At 74.3% G+C, this 19,506-nt stretch carries 8 protein-coding genes; all 8 read left to right on the top strand.

The window, feature by feature from the left end; all coding sequences use genetic code 11:
• Window positions 1–2: 2 nt before the first annotated feature.
• From ACFQ6S_RS26535 to ACFQ6S_RS26500, 8 genes are read left to right on the top strand one after another with little or no spacing between them, the layout of a single operon-like run.
• Complete coding sequence (locus ACFQ6S_RS26535; protein WP_383414664.1) at window positions 3–209, top strand: MbtH family protein; 207 nt, start codon at window positions 3–5, stop codon at window positions 207–209.
• Window positions 210–237: 28 nt separating this feature from the next.
• Window positions 238–3,765 carry an amino acid adenylation domain-containing protein gene (locus tag ACFQ6S_RS26530; protein WP_383415832.1) on the top strand — a complete coding sequence of 1,176 codons (3,528 nt, stop codon included), beginning with the start codon at window positions 238–240 and terminating at the stop codon, window positions 3,763–3,765.
• On the top strand, window positions 3,756–4,823 hold the full coding sequence (locus ACFQ6S_RS26525; RefSeq protein ID WP_383414662.1) for a MupA/Atu3671 family FMN-dependent luciferase-like monooxygenase: 1,068 nt from the start codon (window positions 3,756–3,758) through the stop codon (window positions 4,821–4,823). Before ACFQ6S_RS26530 ends, ACFQ6S_RS26525 begins: the two co-directional genes overlap by 10 nt.
• Entirely contained in the window at window positions 4,820–9,481 is a 4,662-nt protein-coding gene (locus tag ACFQ6S_RS26520; RefSeq protein WP_383414659.1) for an amino acid adenylation domain-containing protein, read from the top strand. Before ACFQ6S_RS26525 ends, ACFQ6S_RS26520 begins: the two co-directional genes overlap by 4 nt.
• Window positions 9,481–13,362 (top strand): amino acid adenylation domain-containing protein, encoded by a 3,882-nt coding sequence (locus ACFQ6S_RS26515; protein ID WP_383414657.1) that lies wholly within the window; start codon window positions 9,481–9,483, stop codon window positions 13,360–13,362. The genes ACFQ6S_RS26520 and ACFQ6S_RS26515 overlap by 1 nt, the downstream gene beginning before the upstream one ends.
• On the top strand, window positions 13,352–16,654 hold the full coding sequence (locus ACFQ6S_RS26510; protein ID WP_383414655.1) for an amino acid adenylation domain-containing protein: 3,303 nt from the start codon (window positions 13,352–13,354) through the stop codon (window positions 16,652–16,654). The genes ACFQ6S_RS26515 and ACFQ6S_RS26510 overlap by 11 nt, the downstream gene beginning before the upstream one ends.
• Window positions 16,651–18,714: a beta-ketoacyl synthase N-terminal-like domain-containing protein gene (locus ACFQ6S_RS26505; RefSeq protein ID WP_383414652.1), complete on the top strand. Its 2,064-nt coding sequence runs from the start codon at window positions 16,651–16,653 to the stop codon at window positions 18,712–18,714. The genes ACFQ6S_RS26510 and ACFQ6S_RS26505 overlap by 4 nt, the downstream gene beginning before the upstream one ends.
• Window positions 18,711–19,463: a thioesterase II family protein gene (locus ACFQ6S_RS26500; RefSeq protein ID WP_383414650.1), complete on the top strand. Its 753-nt coding sequence runs from the start codon at window positions 18,711–18,713 to the stop codon at window positions 19,461–19,463. Before ACFQ6S_RS26505 ends, ACFQ6S_RS26500 begins: the two co-directional genes overlap by 4 nt.
• The last annotated feature ends 43 nt before the right edge of the window (window positions 19,464–19,506 follow it).

The raw sequence follows: 19,506 nt of genomic DNA, 5'->3' as shown, positions 1-19,506 counted from the left end.
CCGTGACCACCAATCCGTTCGAGGACGAGAACGGGACCTACCTCGTTCTCACCAACGCCCAGGGCCAGTTCTCGCTCTGGCCCGACGGGATCACCGTGCCGGACGGGTGGGACGTGGCGCTGACCGCGAGCAGCCGCGCCGACTGCCTCGCCTTTGTGGAGGACCGCTGGACGGACATATGTCCCACCCGCACGGCCGCAGATGCCTGACAAGGGGGCAACGGGGGCGTTGCACGGGGTGCATGAACTCTTCGAGGAACAGGTTCGGCGCACACCGGCGGCGACCGCGCTGGTGTCCGCTGACGACCGGCTGAGTTACGGCGAACTGGACGCCCGTGCCGCCCGGTTGGCCGCGCTGCTCCGGGAGCACGGGGTGCGGCCGGGGACCCTGGTCGGCGTGCATCTGGAGCGGTCCGCCGAGATGGCGGTGGCGCTGCTTGGCACGCTCAAGGCCGGCGCCGGCTACGTGATGCTCGACCCGGACTTCCCGGTGGAACGGCTGCGCGGGATGGCGGCCGACGCCGGGGTCGGCGTGGTGGTGTCCCGGCGCGGCAGCCGTCAACCGATCGACGTCGCCGAGTCGATCGAGGTCGAGGACGCCGAGCGGGTACGGCCCCTGCGGTCCGGCCAGGTGGCGATACGACCCCACGACCCCGCCTGCGTGATGTTCACCTCCGGCTCGACCGGCCGCCCCAAAGGCATCGTCGCCTCCCACGCGGCGATCACCGGGACGCTGACCGGGCAGGACTTCGCCTACTTCGGGGCCGGCGCGGTGTGGCTGCAGTGCTCCCCGGTGTCCTGGGACGCGTTCGCGCTGGAGCTGTGGGGCCCCCTGCTGAACGGCGGCCTGTGCGTACTGCACCCGGGGCAGCGCCCCGACCCCGTGGTGATCGCCGGCCTGGCCGCCCGGCACGCCGTCACCTCCGTCTACCTCTCCGCGTCCCTGTTCCACGTGATCGTCGACGAGTACCCGCGAGCCCTCGCCGGCGTCCGCGAACTGATCGTCGGCGGTGAGCCGATGTCCCCCGCGCACGCGGCCCGCACCTTGGAGCGCCACCCCGGGCTGAGGCTGAGCAACGGCTACGGGCCCGTCGAGGGCATGGTCTTCCTGACCGTCCACCAGGTCACCGCCGAGGAGTTGCGGAACGGCGGGCCGGTGCCGATCGGCCGCCCGCTGGCCGGCAAACGGCTCCGGGTGCTGGACACGCGGCTGCGGCCCGTCGCGGACGGCGAGACGGGTGAGCTGTACGCCGCCGGGGCGGGTGTCGCGCTCGGCTACCGCGGCCGGCCCGGGCTGACCGCCGAGCGCTTCGTGGCCGACCCGTACGGGCCCGCCGGTGACCGTATGTACCGGACCGGGGACCTGGTGCGGCGCCGGGCCGACGGGGTGCTGGAGTATCTGGGGCGGGCCGACTCCCAGGTGAAGATCCGCGGGTTCCGGGTGGAGCCCGGCGAGGTGGAGACGGTCCTCGCAGGGCATCCCGGCGTCCTGCGGGCCGCCGTCGTCGCGCGCCCGGACGTCACCGGTGACAAGCGGCTCATCGCCTACGTGGTTCCCCGCGAGGGACATCAGCGGTCCCTCTGCGAGCGGGAGTTACGCGAGCACGCCGCGCATGTGCTGGCCGACTACCTGGTCCCGGCCGCCTTCGTGCTCCTGGACGCCCTGCCCCTCACCGCCAACGGCAAGCTGGACCGCGCCGCCCTGCCGGAGCCCGGCCCGGTCACCGGCTCGCTCGCCTCGCAGGCCGGACGGCAGCCGTCGGGCGCGGTCGAGGAGGCGCTGTGCGGGCTGTTCTCCGAGGTGCTGGGGGTGGCGTCGGTGGGTCCCGAGGACGACTTCTTCGCGCTCGGCGGCAACTCCCTGATGGTGGCGCGGCTGCTGGGGCGGATCCAGCTGACGCTGGGCGCGCGGGTCGGCGTACGGACGCTGTTCGAGTGCCGGACACCGGCGGCGCTGGTGCCGCACGTGGACAAGGCCGAGCGGGACGAACCGGTCGATGTGCCCGCACCGCCCCGGGACGGGGCCGCGCTGCCCCTGTCCCACGCCCAGCGCCGCCTGTGGTTCCTTGACCGGGTCGACGCGGGCACCGCGTACACCCTTCCGGTGCTGGTGCGGCTGCGCGGCGCGATCGACGCCGAGGCGCTGCGGGCGGCCCTCGGGGATGTGGCGGCCCGGCAGACGGCGCTGCGAACCGTCTTCGAGGAGAGGGACGGCGAGCCGGGACAGCGGGTCCTGGACGGCCCCGAGGCACGGCCTCGACTGCGGCAAGTCGACGTCGAGTCAGGTGAGTTGACGAGGGCCGTGACCGAGGCCGCCCGGCACCGCTTCGACCTCTCCGCCGAACTCCCCCTGCACGCCGTGCTCTTCAGTGTCCTCGACCGGCCGGACGAGCACGCTCTGCTGCTCGTGCTGCACCACATCGCGGGCGACGGCTGGTCGCTGCCCCCGCTGTTCCGGGACCTCTCGCGCGCGTACGCCGACCGGACCTCCGGTGCCGTACCGCGGCTCGCCCCGCTGCCCGTGCCGTACGCCGACTTCGCGCGCCGTCAGCGGCGGCGGCTCGGCTCGGCGGACGCACCGGGGTCACTCGCCGCGACCCAGCTCGCCTTCTGGCGCAAGGCGTTGGCCGAACTGCCGGCCGGCGGCCCGCTGCTCCCCCGGCGTCCCGGACGGCCCGCCGTGCCGGGCAAGGACGCCGCCACCGTCGTACGACGGCTGGACGCGGCGGCGCACGCGCGGATCGTCGAGGCGGCGCGGACGGAGGGCGCGACGCTGTTCATGGCGCTGCATGCCGCCCTGGCCGCGGCGCTGGTGCGGGCGGGGGCGGGGGAGGATCTCGCGGTCGGGTCGCCGATCGCCGGACGGGGGCACGACGGCACGGTGGACGACGTCGTCGGGTTCTTCGTCAACATGCTGGTGCTGCGCGCCGACGCCTCCGGCGACCCCACCGGACGGCACCTGCTCGCCCGGGTCCGGGAGGCGGCGCTGAACGCCTTCGCCCACCACGACGTGCCGTTCGAGGAGGTCGTGGACGCGCTCAACCCGGTACGGCAAGCGGGGCGGCAGCCCTTCACCGAAGTGGTGCTGGCGTTGCAGAACAACGCCCGCGCCGAGGTGGACCTGCCCGGTGCCGAGACCGGTGTGGAGCCGTTGCGCACCGGCACCGCGCGGTTCGAGCTGCTGGTGGACGTGACGGACGACCACGGGCCGGCGGGCGCGCCGGACGGCATGACGCTGGTCTTCGAGTACCGGACCTCCTGTCTGGCGCCGGAGTTCGCCGAGTGGCTGGCGGACGCGGTCGTCGAGGCGCTGCGGGCGGCGGCCGCCAAGCCGGACGTGCCCCTGTCCCGGCTCCCGCTGCCCGAGCCTCCCCGGCGTGCGGACGCGGCCCGGGACGCGGTGCTCGCCCCGGCCCGCACCACCGGCGGCCCGGTGGACTCCGCCCTGCACCGGGAGATCGCCGCCGTCTGGTCCGACGTCCTCGGCGTGGAGCACATCGGGCCCCACGACGACTTCTTCCGGCTGGGCGGCAACTCCCTGCGCGCGGTGCGGGTCGCGGCCCGCCTCACCGGCGCGGGGCGCACGGTGACCACCGCCCAGCTGTTCGCCTCGCCCACCGTCGCCGCCCTCGCCGCCGAGCTGGAGCGGGCGCCGGCCGAGGCACCCGCGGCACCGGCGCCCATTCCGCGCCGGCCGCGTGTTCCCCGGCAGCCCCGCCCCGACGGCCGTACCGACTCCACCCGGAAGGAGGTGCCATGGACCTGAGCGTGATGTTCTTCGGCGCCGACACGCCCGCCGGCTCCCCGGCCGGCGGCCCGCCGCGGCACAGCGAGGTCTACGACGACATCCTCACCGTCGCGCGTACCGCGGACCGGCTCGGCTTCCACGCGATCTGGACGCCGGAGCGGCACTTCCAGCAGGTGGGACAGGTGTTCCCGAGTCCGCCGGTGCTCAGCGCTGCGCTCGCGGTGGCCACCGAGCGGATCAACATCCGGGCGGGCAGCGTGATCCTGCCACTGCACCATCCGCTGCGGATCGCGGAGGACTGGGCGGTCGTCGACAACCTCTCGCGCGGGCGGATCGGGCTGTCGGCGGCGACGGGCTGGCACTCCGCCGACTTCGTTCTCGCACCCGGCAACTACGAGGACCGCCGTGAGCGGACCCTGCGGGACATCCCGCTGCTGCGGCGGCTGTGGGCGGGCGAGCCGGCCGAGTTCACCGACGGCACCGGCGCCTCGGTCGCCGTGCTGCCGCAGCCCCGGCCCGTGCAGGACACCCTCCCGCTGTGGCTGACCAGCTCCGGCAACCCGGCGACCTGGGAGGCGGCCGGACGGCTGCGCACCGGGGTGCTCGGGGCGACCGTCGGGCAGAGCCGGGAGGAACTGGCCGAGAAGATCGCCCGGTACCGGGCCGCCTGCGCCGCCGCCCCCGACCAGGGCGGCACCGACGCGCACGGCCGGGTGACGCTGATGGCGCACACGTTCGTCGGCGCGGACGACGAGGAGGCGCGGCGGCTGACCGCCGTACCGCTGAAGCGGTATCTGCAGTCGTATGTCCGGCAGACCACGGCCAACCGCACGGCCGACAAGGCGACGGCGGAGCTGACCGACGAACAGACCGCGCTGCTCGCCGAGTTCGCCTTCCACCGCTATCTGACCTGGGGCAGTCTGCTCGGCTCCGCCGGGACCTGCCGGAAGATGCTCGCCGATCTGCGCGAGCTGGGCTGTGACGAGGTCGCCTGCTTCGTGGACTTCGGCCTCGGCCGTGACGAGGTGCTGGCCGGGCTGCACCGGCTGGCGGAACTGCGGGAGGACGTGGCATGACCGCCCCTTCGGGCGCATCGATGGCGGACCGCTTCAGCGCGCTCAGCGGTGAGCAGCGCGTCCGGTTGATGCGGCGGCTCGTGGAGTCCGGGCAGGCGGGGCTGGTCCCGGCGGTCGTACCGCCGCGCGACGGGGACGGACCGGTGCCCCTCAGTCCGGCGCAGCAGGACCTGTGGGTGTACGAGTCGCTGTATCCCGGCACTCCCGCGCTCAATCTCTGCTGCGCCTACCACTTCGAGGATCCGGTCGAGCCGGACCTGCTGGAGCGGGCACTGACCCAGGTCCGGGCCCACCACGACATCCTGCGGGCGCGCATCGGCGGCGAACCGGGCGCCCTCGGCGTCACCTTCCCGCCCGAGGACCGCTTCCGGCTGGAGCGGGAGGACCTGCGGGGCTCCGGCACCACCATCGCCGAGGCCTTCGAGACCTTCCGGCGGCGCCCCTTCGACCTGGCCGGCGAACCGCTGATGCGGGCCCGGTTCGTCACGGTCGACGACCGGCGGACCACCCTGATGCTCAGCCTGCACCACGTCATCGCCGACTGGTGGTCCTTCGACGTGCTCCAGGCCGAGTTCGCCGAGGCCCACCGCGCGCTGCGCGCCGGAACGGAACCGACGTCGGCCAGGCCCCGCATCCAGTACGCCGACTTCGCGTCCTGGCAGGGCGAGTTGGAGGAGGCCGGTGTCTTCGAGGCGCGGCTGGACTTCTGGCGCCGCTACCTCGCCGAGCCGCCTGGTGCGCTGACCGTGCCGGGCGGCGGGACGGGCCTGGCGGAGGGCATCGCACAGGTGCCGTTCAAGGTCGACGCCCCGACCGCCCGGGCCGTACGGGCCCTGGCCCGGGAGCGCGGCGCCTCGGTGTACGTCGTCCTGATGGCGGCCTTCGCGGTCCTGGCGCACCGCCTCACCGGCGCCGACGACATGGTGCTCGGCACCCCGACGGCCAACCGGGCCGCCAAGGGCCTGGAGCGGGTCATCGGGTACGTCATGAACGCCATCCCGACCCGCTGGCGGATCCGGCCCGGGGACTCCTTCGCCGATGTACTGGCCCGGTTCGCGACGGACTTCCCCGAGCTGATGGCCAACGCCGATGTGCCGGTCGGCCGGATCGTCTCCACGGTCGCGCCGGACCGCAGCGCCGGGCGCTCCCCGCTGTTCCAGTGGGTGTTCATGCACCTCACCCAGCAGCGCAGCGTGGCCGCCCTGCGGGAGTTCAGCGAGCCCGAACGGATCCACACGGGCGGTGAGCACGACCTCGTGGGCATCGTCCGGGACGCCGACGACGACACGATGGACGGCAGTTTCGAGATCCGTACGTCCCTCTTCGGCGCCGGCGCCGTACGGCACTGGACGGATGCCTATCTGGAGCTGTTGCGGCGCTTCACCGCCGACCCGGAGGTGCCGCTCGCCGAGGTCGGTCTGGTGTCCGAGGCGGGCGGGAAGCGGCTGCTGGAGCTCGGCCTCGGTCCGGCCGCCCCCGAGCCGCTGACTCTGCCCGACCTGGTGGCCCGGCAGGCGGCCCGCACCCCGGACGCGCCCGCGTTGGAGGGCGCGGCGCCGGCGCTGACCTACGCCGAACTGATGGACCGGGTCGACCGGTTGGCCGCGGCGTTCGCCGAGCGCGGGGCGGGGCCCGGGGAGGTCGTGGCCCTCGCGCTGGGGCGCACCGGGGCGATGGTGCCTGCGGCGCTGGCGGTGCAACGGGCCGGTGCGGCGTATCTGCCGATCGACCCTGGCTATCCCGCGGAGCGGATCTCGCTCGCGCTGGAGGACGCGGCTCCGGTGCTGCTGATCGTCGGCGAACGGGGCGTGCCGGTCGATACGGATGTGCCGACGTTAGTGCTGGGCGCTTCGCTGGAATTGCCACGACATGGCGTGGACCGTCTGCCGCGCCATCGTGGCTGGTCGCGCAGTTCCCCGCGCCCCTTCAGGGCGCTTGAAGCGGCGTACGTCATACACACCTCCGGATCCACCGGCCGTCCCAAAGGCGTCGTCGTCCCCCACACCGGTCTGGCCGCCCTCGCTCAAGGGCTCGTGGGCTCCATGGCGTTGGCCGCCGACAGCAGGGTGCTGCAGCTCGGGTCGCCCGCGTTCGACATTTCCGTGGCCGAGATGTGCATGGCGTTCGGTTCCGGCGGCACTCTTGTCGTGCCGCCCGAAGGGCCGCTCGCCGGGGCGGAGTTGGCCGGTGTGCTGACCGGGATGCGGATCAGCGCCGCGATGATGCCGCCGTCCGTGCTGGCGAGCCTGCCCGCCGGGGAGTACCCGGAGCTGCGGTCGCTGGCGGTGGGTGCGGAGGCATGTCCGCCGGAGCTGGTGGCCCGGTGGGCGGTCGGCGGGCGTCGGTTCCACAACGCCTACGGGCCCACCGAGTTCACCGTCGCCGCCACCGTCTCGGGCCCGCTGACCGGCGACGGCACTCCCCCGCCGATCGGCGCCCCGATCCCGGGCACACGGGCGTACGTGCTCGACGAGCGGCTGCGGCCGGTGCCGCCGGGGGTGTGCGGGGAGCTGTATCTGGCGGGGCCGGGACTGGCGTACGGCTATCTGGGCCGGCCAGGGGCGAGTGCCGAGCGGTTCGTCGCCGACCCGTACGGGGCGCCCGGCGAGCGCATGTACCGCACGGGCGATCTCGCCCGACGCCGGGACGACGGGCAGTTGGAGCACCTTGGCCGGAGCGACGACCAGGTGAAGATCCGGGGCCACCGCATCGAGCCGGGCGAGATCGCGGCCGTCCTCACCGGGCACCCTTCGGTGCGGCGCGCGGTGGCCGTCGTACGGGAGGACCGGCCGGGCAGGCCACGGCTCGTCGCGTACGTCGTCGGCGGTCCGGGCGCCGCGCCCGCGCCGGACGCGCTGGCGGCGTACGCCGCCGGTCGGCTGCCCGCCGCCATGGTGCCGGCCGACGTGGTGGTGCTGGACGAGCTGCCGCTGACGCCGAGCGGCAAGCTGGACCGGGCGGCACTGCCCGCGCCGGACAGCGGGCCGGGCGTGGAGGGGCGGGCGCCGGAGGGTGGACGTGAAGTCACGCTGTGCGCCCTGTTCGAGGAGGTGCTGGGTGTCGAGCGGGTCGGCGCCGATGCGGACTTCTTCCGGCTGGGCGGCGACAGCATCATGGCGATCCAGCTGGCGGGACGGGCGTCGGGGGCGGGGCTCGGCATCACACCGCGTGACGTCTTCACGGCCCGTACTCCTGCCGCGCTCGCGCTGACCGCGCGGGAGGTGACGGACGTCGGCCTCGGTGAGGACTCCGGCACCGGGCGCTTCCCGCTCACGCCGGTCATGCACTGGTGGCGCGATCAGGGCGGGGACGCGACGGCGTTCACGCAGTCGATGGTGTTTCCCGTGCCGTCGGGCGTGGATCCGAAGCGCGTCGAAACGGCCGTGCGGGCGCTCGTCGAGCGGCACGGGGTGCTGCGGATGCGGCTCGTGGACGGGGAACTGGAGGTTCCCCAGGCCGTCCCCGACGCGGTCGTCGGGCGTGTGGAGGTGGCCGTCGGAGCCGATCCGCGGGAGACGGCGGACGAGGTGGCGGCTTCGGTGCGGCTCGACCCGGAGCAGGGGGAGATGCTGCGGGCCACCTGGCTCGATCCGGGCCCCGAGCGGCCGGGGCTGCTGCTGCTGACGGTGCACCATCTCGCGGTGGACGGGGTGTCCTGGCGGCTGCTGGGCCCCGAGCTGGCGGCCGGGCTGGCGGGGCAGCGGCTGCCGCGGGACCCGGGCACGTCCTTCGCGCGCTGGGCGCGGCTGCTGGCGCGGGAGGCGGTGCGGCCCGAGGCGGCGGACGTGGAGTACTCCTGGTGGGAGCGGGCGCTGAGCGGCCCGGACGCGCGGATCGCGGGCGGGCGGGGCGTCGGTGCGCAGCGCTGCGTGCTCACCGTCGAGCTGACGCCCGAGGTCACCGAGGCGGCGCTGTCGGAGGTGACGCGGGCCTTCCACTGCGGTGCGGACGCGGTACTGCTGACGGCCCTGGCCGCGGCGGCCGTACGGCGCCGGGGCCAGGGCACCGGTCTCCTGGTCCATCTGGAGGGGCACGGCCGTGAGGGTCTCTCCCGGCCGGCCGATGTCGCCGCCACCGTAGGCTGGTTCACCACCCAGTACCCGGTCCGGCTGGACGCGGGCGCCGTCCTCGGCGCGGACTTCTGGCAGCCAGCCCAGGACGCGGCGGGCGAGGCCCTCAAGCAGATCAAGGAGCAGCTGCGGGCGGTCCCGTCCGGCGGCCTCGGCTGGGGTCTGCTGCGGTACCTCAACGCGGACACGGCCCCGAAGCTGGCCGCACTGACGGCCCCCGACCTGCGCTTCAACTACCTGGGCCGGTTCTCCGGCGGCGACACGGCCGATGGTGAGCTGCTCGGCATGGCCGCGGAGGCGCTGCCGCTCGGGCATGCGGTGGAACTGGACGCGCTGGTGCTTCAGCGGGACGGTGGGCGGCCGCAGCTGAGCGCCGGGTTCTCCTACGCGCGCGGGGTGCTCGGCGAGGACGAGGTGCTGGAGCTGGCCCGGCTGTGGTGCGAGGCGATCGAGGTGCTGGTCGCGCACGCCCGCCGGGACGGCACGGGCGGCCACACCAGTTCCGACTTCCCGCTGGTCGACCTGTCCCCGGACCAGCTCGCCCTGCTGGAGGGCGACTTGGACTTCGGCGACGAGGGGGACGACTGATGGGCGGCCGTATCGCGGATGTGCTGCCGCTCTCCCCCGCCCAGGAGGGCCTGCTCTTCCACGCCCTGCACGATCCTAAGCGCCCGGACCCGTATCTGGTCCAGGCCCGCTTCCGGATCGGCCCGGACCTGGCGCCCGAGGCGCTGCGGGCCGGGGTGAGCGCGCTGCTGGAACGGCACCCGAATCTGCGGGCGTGCTTTCGGCACGAGCACGTCGAGCGTCCGGTGCAGGTGATCCCGCGCGCGGTGCGGCTGCCGTGGACGGAGGCCGACCTCACGGGTCGCACGCCGGACGAGACGGAGGCGGAGCTCACGCGGCTGATGGCCGAGGACCGGGCCCGCCGCTTCGATCTGGCCCGTCCGCCGCTGGTACGGGCCATGCTGATCCGGCACGACGAAGGCGCCGACCTGCTGCTGACGCTCCACCACATCCTGCTGGACGGATGGTCGTTGCCGCTGCTCGCGCGTGATCTGGAGGCACTGACGACGGGGGCCGCAGAACTGCCGCCCGCCGTGCCCTTCAAGCAGTACCTGGTCTGGCTGAACGGCCAGGACCAGAGCCGGGCGGAGGCCGCTTGGCGCGAGGCCCTGGACGGACTGGCTCGGCCCGCACCGCTGCCGCCGGACGGATCCGACGGCCCGGAGGACACCGTCGATGTCGCGCTGTCCTGCGAGCTGACGGCCGCGATCACCCGCCGGGCGGCCGACGCCGGCGTCACCGTCAACACCGTGGCGCAGACCGCCTGGGCGCTGGTCCTGGCCCGCCTGACCGGCGCCGAGGACCTGGTCTTCGGCGCGGTCGTCTCCGGTCGGCCGCATGATCTGCCGGGCGTCGAGCGGATGGTGGGGCTGTTCATCAACACGCTGCCCGTGCGGATCCGGCTGCGCTCGGAGGAGGGCGTCGACGAATTACTGGCCCGCGTACAGCGGGAGCAGCTGCGGCTGGCGCCGTATCACCACATACGGCTGTCCGAGGTGCAGCGGGCGGCCGGGGCGGGCGAACTCTTCGACACGGTCCTGGCGTTCGAGAACTTTCCGCGCACCGAAGGCCCCGCCCCGGCCGTCGAGCTGGTCGAGACGCGGGACGCGACGCACTACCCCGTGACGGTCGCCGTCGTCGCCGGAGAGCGGATGCTGCTGCGGATCGGCTGCCGCCGGGGCCTGTCGGCGGCCACGGTCGGTGCCCGCCTGGTGCACGCCTTCGAGGCACTGACGTCCGCCCGCGGCACGCCGGCCGCACGGCTCGACGTCCTCCCGCCGCAGGAGCGGCGGCAGTTGCTCGCCCTGGCCGAGGGCCCGGTGCGTCCCACGTCCGGGACGCCGGGCGTCCCCGCGCGGTTTGCCGAGCAGGTGGTCCGTACGCCGGACGCGCCGGCCGTCGAGTCCGACGGCGAGGTGCTGACGTACGGCGGCCTCGACGCGGCGTCCGACCGGCTGGCGGGACGGCTGCGGGAGGCGGGGGTACGGCCCGGCGACACCGTCGCGCTGCCGCTGGCCCGGTCCGTGTCGATGGTCGTCGCGCAGCTGGCGGTACTCAAGACGGGGGCGTGCTGTCTGCCACTGGATCCGGGGGCACCGGCGGGACGGCTGGCGGCGCTGGTGGAGGCCGCCGGGGTGGCGGTCGCGGTCGCGGTGGCTGACGTACAACTCCCGGTGGCGGTACGGATGTTGGACTTCCCGGGACCGGGAGAACCGGAGCCCGCCACGCCGCCGAGCGCTTTGGTGCATGCTGAGTCCGCCGCCTACGTGATGTACACCTCGGGCTCCACAGGCGAGCCCAAAGGCATCGTCATCCCGCACCGGGCCGTCGTGGAGCTCGCCGCCGACTCCCGTTTCGCGGGCGGCACGCACGAGCGCGTCCTCCTCCACAGCCCACACACCTTCGACGCCGCCACCTACGAGATCTGGGTGCCCCTGCTGAACGGCGGCACGGTCGTGGTCGCCCCGCCCGGACCCGTCACCCCCGATCTCCTCAAGCGGCTGCTGCCCGAGGCGCGCGTCACCGCCCTGTGGCTCACCGCCGAACTCCTGCGCACCGTCGCGGAGATCGCGCCCGAGGTGCTCGGCACCGTGCGCGAGGTGTGGGCGGGCGGGGACGTACTGGCGCCCGAGGCGGTACGGCGAGTGCGGGAGCACTGTCCCGGCACCCGGGTGGTCAACGGGTACGGGCCCACGGAGACGACGGTGTTCGCCACGGCCCACCGGGTGACCGGCGAGGTCGGCGCGTCCGTGCCCATCGGGCGTCCCCTCGACAACACCCGCGCCTACGTCCTCGACCCCGTGCTGCGCCCGGTACCGGCCGGCGCCGTGGGCGAGCTGTACATCGCCGGCACCGGGCTGGCCCACGGTTACCTGAGCCGTCCCGGCCAGACCGCCGAGCGCTTCGTCGCCGACCCGTACGGGCCGCCCGGCGCCCGCATGTACCGCACGGGCGATCTGGTGCGCCGGCTTCCCGGCGGCGAGCTGGAGTTCATGGGCCGCGACGACGACCAGGTCAAGGTGCGCGGCTTCCGGATCGAGCCCGGCGAGGTGGAGGCCGCCCTGGCCGACTGCCCCGGCGTGGAGCGGGCCGTGGTCGCCGCGCGCCCGGGACCGGACGGCGGCAGGAGGCTCGTCGCGTACGTCGTGGGCGGCGATCTGAACCTCGTACGGGAGCACGCGGCGCGCACCCTGCCCGCGCATCTGCTGCCGTCGGCGTGGGCCGCCCTGGACGCCGTGCCGCTGACCCCGCACGGCAAGGTCGACCGGGCCGCGCTGCCCGAACCCGAGCCGGAGCAGGGGCACCGGGGACCCGGTCGGATCGCCCGGCCTGGGCGTGAGCAGCGGCTGTGCGCACTGTTCGCCGAGGTGCTCGGGGTGCCCGCGCTGGGCCCGGACGGCGACTTCTTCGGCCATGGCGGCCACTCGCTGCTCGCCCTGCGGCTGACCGCGAGGATCCAGGCGGAGCTCGGGACCCGTCTCTCGCCCGCCACGCTGTTCGAGGCACCGACACCGGCCGCACTCGCCACCCGCCTCGCCGCCGGCACGACGGACGGGGGCGACGAGGACGCGTACGCCCCGCTGCTCACCCTGCGCCGCGAGGGCGACCTGCCCCCGCTGTTCTGTCTGCACCCGGGGCTGGGGCTCGGCTGGGCCTACGCGGCGCTGCTGCCGCACCTCGCCCCCGGGCGGCCGGTGTACGCGCTCCAGACGCCGGTGCTGCACGGCCAACGACTGCCGCGCACGCTCGGCGAGTTGGCGCAGGACTATCTGCCGCGCATCCGGGCGGTTCGGCCACACGGGCCGTATCTGCTGCTGGGCCGTTCCTTCGGTGGGCCGCTCGCCCATGAGCTGGCGGTCCGGTTGCGGGCGGCCGGCGAGGAGGTCGCGCTGGTCGCCGTCCTGGACGCGATGCCGAAGCCGCCCGAGGTGGCACGGGTGCCGTTGGACCCGGCGGTGGTGAAGCAGGCGGCGCTGGGCAACCTGCTGCGCAACGCGCTGCCCGGGGTGCCGGCCGGGCCCGGCCGGCTGGAGCGCGCCGAGGTCGTCGCACGCGTCCACGCGCACAGCGCGCTCCTCGGCGACCTCGACGAGGAGCGGCTCGGCGCCCTGGCCGACGCCATGGGGCGGTACATCGAGATGGCCCGCGCTTGGCGGCCCTCGCCGTACGACGGCCGGGTGACGCTCTTCTCCGCGACCCGCGCCGCGGAGGCGACGACCGAGGAGAAGAGCGCGGCGTGGCGGGCCTGCGCGGCCGGCGTGGACGTACACGAACTGGACTGCGGGCACAGCGATGTGCTCACACCGGGGCCGGCCGGCGAGATCGCCGCGGCCGTGGAGGACGTACTGGCAGTACCGGCAGGCGACCGCACGGGGGATGGAGCACAGGCAGATGACCGCTGACGGCACAGGGATCGTCGGGGAGCACGAGGAGTACGAGTTCCCGACCTCGGACGCGCAGGCCCGGCTGCTCGTCCTGGACCACATGGATCCGGGCGCCGCGACCTACCACGTACCGGCCGCCTTCGTCGTGCACGGGCCGTTCGACACGGCCGCCTTCGGCCGGGCCCTCGACGCGCTGATCGCCCGGCACGAGTCGCTGCGCACGGTCTTCCGCTCCGGCCCCGGCGGGGTGCCGCTGCAGATCGTGTCCGCCGCCGGGCGTGCCGAGCCACGCGTGGAGCGCGAGGTGCCGGTGGCCGAGGTGGACCTGCGGATGCGCGCGGAGGCCGCCCGTCCCTTCGACGTGGCGACCGGCCCGCTGCTGCGCTGCACGCTGTACGCCGTGGCCGACGGCAGCCACCGCATCCTGCTCGTCGCCCACCATCTGGTCTGCGACGGCTGGTCGCTGGGCGTGCTGCTGCGCGAGCTGTCCGCCGGCTACGAGAACGAGACGAAGGGCCTGCGCCACACCCTGCCCGAACTCCCGCTGCAGTTCCCTGACTTCGCCGCCTGGCAGCGGGAACGGCAGGCGGCCGGCGCGTACGCATGCTCGGTCGCCCACTGGGCCGAGCGGCTGCGGGGCGCCCCGGAGACGGTCGCGCTGCCGCTGGACCGGCCGCGCGGGGCGGTCCGCACAGCGGCCGGCGGCACCGAGCGGTTCACGGTGCCGGCCGGGGTGCGCGAGCGGATCGCCGGAACGGCCCGGGCGCGGGGCGGTACGCCGTTCATGGGGATGTTCGCCGCGTACGCCGCCTTCGTGGGCCGGCTGTCCGGCGCCGAGGACCTGGTGATCGGCTTCCCCGTCTCCGGCCGGGACCGCCCCGAGCTCCAGGACATGGTGGGCATGCTGACCAACACCCTGGCGCTGCGCGTCGACCTGTCCGGCGACCCGTCGTACCACGAGCTGATCGACCGCCTGCGCACCGCGCTGCTGGACTCCCAGCCGTACCAGGACGCCCCGTTCGAGGCGGTCGTGAACGCGGTCGCCCCGGCGCGCGAGATCAGCCACGACCCGGTCGTGCAGGTGGTGTTCGGCTACGACGACGACACCGAGCTGACGCTGAGACTGGCCGGAGCGCGGGTCGAGCGGGTCCATGTGGGGCTGGACACAGCGAAGTTCGACTTCCATCTCCAGGTGGAGCGGTGGGGGGAGGATCTCGCCGCGTATCTGATCCACCGCAGCGCGCTGTTCGAGGCGGAGACGGTACGGCGCTGGGTGCGGTGCTTCGAGACGCTGTTGGAGGGGTTGTTGGATCGGCCGGACGCGCCCTTGTCGACAGTCGACATGCTCCCTTCGGACGAACGCGCCCGCCTCCTGGCGCAGGGGACGGCAACCCCCTCAAGGGGCGCGGGCCGTGTCGATATGCGGCTCCGCCGCGTGGGCGCGACCAGCCACAACGAACCCGCAGCCGCCCAACGACACAACGCGGCACCCCCTGCGGCGCTGTCGGTACCCGAGCTCATAGCAGACCGCGCCGCCACCCAGCCGGAGGCCACCGCCCTGGTCTGCGGCCGGCTACGGCTCACCTACCGCGACCTGCTGACCCGCGCCGACACCCTCGCGGCCCGCCTGCGCGAGCAGGGCGTACGCCTCGGCGACCGAGTCGGCCTGCTGCTGCCGAGGGGCGCCGACACGGGCATCGCCGCCCTCGCGGTGCTCCGCGCCGGCGCCGCATATGTGCCCCTGGACCCGGCGCATCCGGCTGCCCGCCTCGCCTACATGATCACCAACTCGGGCACGTCCCTGCTGCTGACGGCGACGGAGACAGCGGGCCTGGCCGGGACAGACGTACCGGAACTACGGGTCGACGAGGACACGGACACGGCACCCGCGCCGGCCCCGGTGTCCTGCGCCCCCGGTGACCTCGCCTACGTCCTCTACACCTCCGGCTCCACCGGCGTCCCGAAAGGCGTCGCGGTCGAGCACCGCTCGCTGCTGAACCTCGCGACGAACGTCCGACCCGTGTTCCCGGTGACCGGGACGGACCGCGTCCTGCAGTTCGTGTCGTTCGGCTTCGACGTGGCCGTGTCCGACCTGTTCTTCCCCTGGGTCGCGGGCGCGGAGCTGCACATCGCGCAGGAGGACGAACGGCTGGGCGAGGCGCTCCAGGCACGGCTGCGGGACTCCCGTATCACCTACGTCTTCCTGCCGCCGTCCGCCGCGATGACGCTCCCCCGTGCCCCGGGCGCCCTCCCCGAACTGCGCACCCTCGCGGTCGGCGGCGAGGCATGCCCGGCCGAGCTGGTCGAGCGGCTCGGCGAGGAGGGGCGCCGGATCGTCAACGCGTACGGCCCCAGCGAGGCCACGGTGTACTCGACCACGGCCGAGCTGCGTCCGGGCGAGCCGGTGGTGATCGGCCACGCGGTGCCGGGCACCCGCGCCCACGTCCTGGACGCGCGGCTGCGCCCGGTCCCGGTCGGCGTGACGGGCGAGCTGTATGTCGCCGGTGCCTCCCTGGCACGCGGCTACATCGGCCGGCCCGGGATGACGGCCGAACGCTTCGTCGCCGATCCGTACGGCCCGCCCGGCAGCCGTATGTACCGCACCGGCGACCTGTGCCGAATCGACGCGCACGGGGTCCTGCACTACCTCGGCCGCAGCGACTCCCAGGTGAAACTGCGCGGCTATCGCATCGAACTCGGGGAGATCGAGGCCCTGTTGGCGGGGCATCCCGACGTCACGGTGGCCGCGGCGTCCGTACACGGGGAAGGGGCCGGGCAGCGGCTGGTGGGGTACGTCGTCACCACCGCCGAGGTCCCGGACGCGGCGCTGCGCGGCCATCTGTCCGGGCGGCTCCCCGGCTACATGGTCCCGGACGTCTTCGTCCGGCTGCCGGAACTCCCGCTGAACCGCTCCGGCAAGATCGACCGGTCCCGGCTGCCGGAGCCCCCTTCCTCGCGCCCCGAGCTGAGGGAGACGTACGCCGCCCCGGGGACCGACGCCGAGCGGCGGGTGGCGGCGGTGTGGCAGCAGGTGCTGACCCTGGACCGGGTCGGCGTGCACGACAACTTCTTCGACCTGGGTGGCAATTCGGTACGGCTGCTGGCCGTGCTCGCGGCGCTCCAGGAACACCCGGAGCACCGGGAAGTGACCCTGATCGACCTGTTCCGGTATCCGACGGTCGCCGCGGTGGCGGCCCATCTCGAGAGCACGGCCGAGCACACCGCACCCCACGAGGAGGCGGCCCGGCGCGGCAGCGACCGGCGCGCCGCCCTGCACAAGCTCCGTTCCAGGAAGGGCACGACGCGATGACGACCGAGGAAGCCGCACCGCACGAGCTTGAGTCCGCGGTGGCCGTCGTGGGGATGGGCGGACGCTTCCCCGGCGCCCCCGACCTCGACACGTACTGGGCCAACCTGCGGGACGGCGTCTGCTCCCTGTCCGCCTTCACCGAGAAGGAGCTGCTGGCCGACGGGGCGGACCCGGCGGAACTGCGCAACCCCGCCTACGTCCCCGCCCAGGGGTATGTGGCGGACGCGGACCGCTTCGAGGCCGAGCTGTTCGGCTTCGGCCGCGGTGAGGCGGCGGCGCTCGACCCGCAGCACCGCGTGCTGCTGGAGACCGCCTGGTCCGCCCTGGAGGACGCCGGGTACGCCCCGCTGGACGCCCCCTCCCGCACGGGCGTGTACGTGGGCGGCAGCCCGACCGAACACGCGATGGCCGCCGGGACGGACCCGGCGCTCGCGGCGTCGATCGGGGCGCTTCAGGTCCGTATCCTCACCGACCGCGAGTTCCTGGCGCCGTGGATCTCCTACCGCCTGGGCCTTCAGGGCCCGAGCATGACGGTCCAGACGGCCTGCTCGACCTCGCTGACCGCCGTCCATGTCGCCGTACAGGCCCTGCTGCTGGGCGAGTGCGACATGGCGCTCGCGGGCGGCGTGTCCATCGGCAGTGTGCGCCGGCAGGGCTACGTCCACTACCAGGGCGGGATCTTCTCCCCCGACGGCCGCTGCCGCCCCTTCGACGAGAAGGCCGCCGGCACGGTGCCGGGCAGCGGGGCGGGCGTGCTGGTGCTTCGCCGGCTGGAGGACGCGCTGGCCGACGGCGACCCGGTGCGCGCGGTGATCCGGGGCACGGCGGTCACCAACGACGGTGCGGGCAAGGTCGGCTTCACCGCTCCGGGGGTGGACCAGCAGACGGCCGCGATCACGGAGGCGTGGGCGGCGGCGGGTCTGGAGCCTTCGGCGGCGCAGTACGTGGAGGCGCACGGGACCGGGACGGAGCTCGGGGACCGGATCGAACTGGAGGCGGCTAGCGCGGCGTTCGCGGGCGGCACCGCGGCGGGCGGTGGACTCGGCGTCGGCATCGGCATCGGCTCGGTGAAGTCGAACATCGGGCACGCGGACGCGGCGGCCGGGGCGGCGGCGCTGATCAAGACGATCCTGATGCTGGAGCACGCGACGCTGGCACCGACGGTGGACGTCACGCGCCCGGTCGCCGCTCTGCGGAACTCCCCGCTGCGGCTGGTGACCGAGGCGCGCGAGTGGCCGAGCAGAGCGGGTCTGCCCCGGCTGGCGGGCGTGACGTCGGTTGGCATCGGCGGCACGAACGTGCATGTGGTGGTGCAGGAGGCGCCGGAGCGACGGTCGCGCGCGAGTGCCGCGCCCCAGCCGGTCGTACTGCCGCTGTCGGCGCGGACCGAGACCCAGCTGTCGCTGCTGGCCGACCGGTTGGCGACGCGGCTGCGCGAGGCGGACGCCCCGTCGGCGGCGGATGTCGCGCACACCCTGCGGACCGGCCGGGTCCGGATGCCCGTGCGTGCCTATGTCGTGGCCGCCGGCCCACGGGAGGCGTCGGACAAGCTCACGGCGCTGGCCGAGGGCCGCCGGGACTCGACGGTCGACCCCCTGGGCGAGGCCTGGCTGAGGGGTGAGGGGGTGACCTGGCCGGCCCTCGACGGCGAGGTACGGCGGGTGCGGCTCCCGGCGTACCCGTTCGCGGGCGAGAGCTACGGGGCCCTGACGCTGCGCGGCGCTGCGCCGATCCCGTCCGTACCCGAGGACCCGTCGCCGTCGCCGTCGCCGGAGAGCGAACTGGAGACGAAAGTGGCCGAGTTGGTGATCGAGGCGCTGGATCTCGACGGTGCCGGCGGCCTCGCGCAGACATACTTCGAGGCGGGCGGCGACTCACTGACGGCCGTGCATCTCGCCGGACGGCTCCGCGACGACTTGGGCATCGAGGTGCCGATCCAGCTGTTCCTGGAACCGATCACACTGAAGGACATGACGACACACATCGTGGAGATGAAGCAGAACGGCGACGCGGACGGCGCCCTGGACGCCCTCCTCGCCGAGTTCGAGGCGGAGGCATGACCGTCCCCCGCATCCGCACCAGCTGGTTCAGGGGCGTGAGCGCGCCCGGCGCGAAGATCCGCCTGCTGTGCTTTCCGCACGCGGGCGGCGCGGCGGGCTCCTTCCAGGACTGGGCGACCCTGACGCCACCGGAGATCGAGGTCCTGTCGGTGCAGTACCCCGGCCGCCAGGACCGTCTGTCCGAGCCGTGTCCGCCCACGATGGACGAGCTGGCGGACGCGATCACGAAGGCCCTGCTGGACGAGTCGGCCGACGACGTACCGCTGGCCCTGTTCGGGCACAGCATGGGGTCGGCGGTGGCCTATGAGGTGGCCCGCCGGCTGGCGGAGGTCCCCGGCCGCACCCCCACCCGGCTGATCGTGTCGGGCCGGACCCGGCCCCGGCTCTCCCAGGAGCTGGCGCCGCGCCCGGTCCCGAGCGACACCGAGATCCTGGACCACATCCGCAAGCTGGACCCCGACGGCGCCGCGCTCTACGAACAGCCGGCGCTGCGGCCGGTGATCATGCCGTCCCTGCGGGCGGACTTCGGGCTCCTGGCGACGTACCGCCCCACTCGCCTGCACCGCCTGACGGTTCCCGTCACGGCCTGCGGCGGCGACCGCGATCCCGTGTGCGCGGTGGAGGACCTGGCGGCGTGGTCGGACGTCACGACGGAGGAGCTGGACGTCCGGGTCTTCGAGGGCAACCACTTCTATCTCAACCCGAGGAAAGAGGAGTTGGTCGGGTTCATCGCCTCGCAGCTGCTGTGAGACGGGCCGCGGCGACGCGAGGCGGTCGCGCCCTGCGCAGGTG

The organism is Streptomyces sp. NPDC056479 (genome assembly GCF_042795335.1).
In the GTDB taxonomy this organism is placed as follows: Bacteria; Actinomycetota; Actinomycetes; order Streptomycetales; family Streptomycetaceae; genus Streptomyces.
Note: the sequence above shows the minus strand (reverse complement) of the source record. Positions and strands in the feature narration are given on the sequence as shown.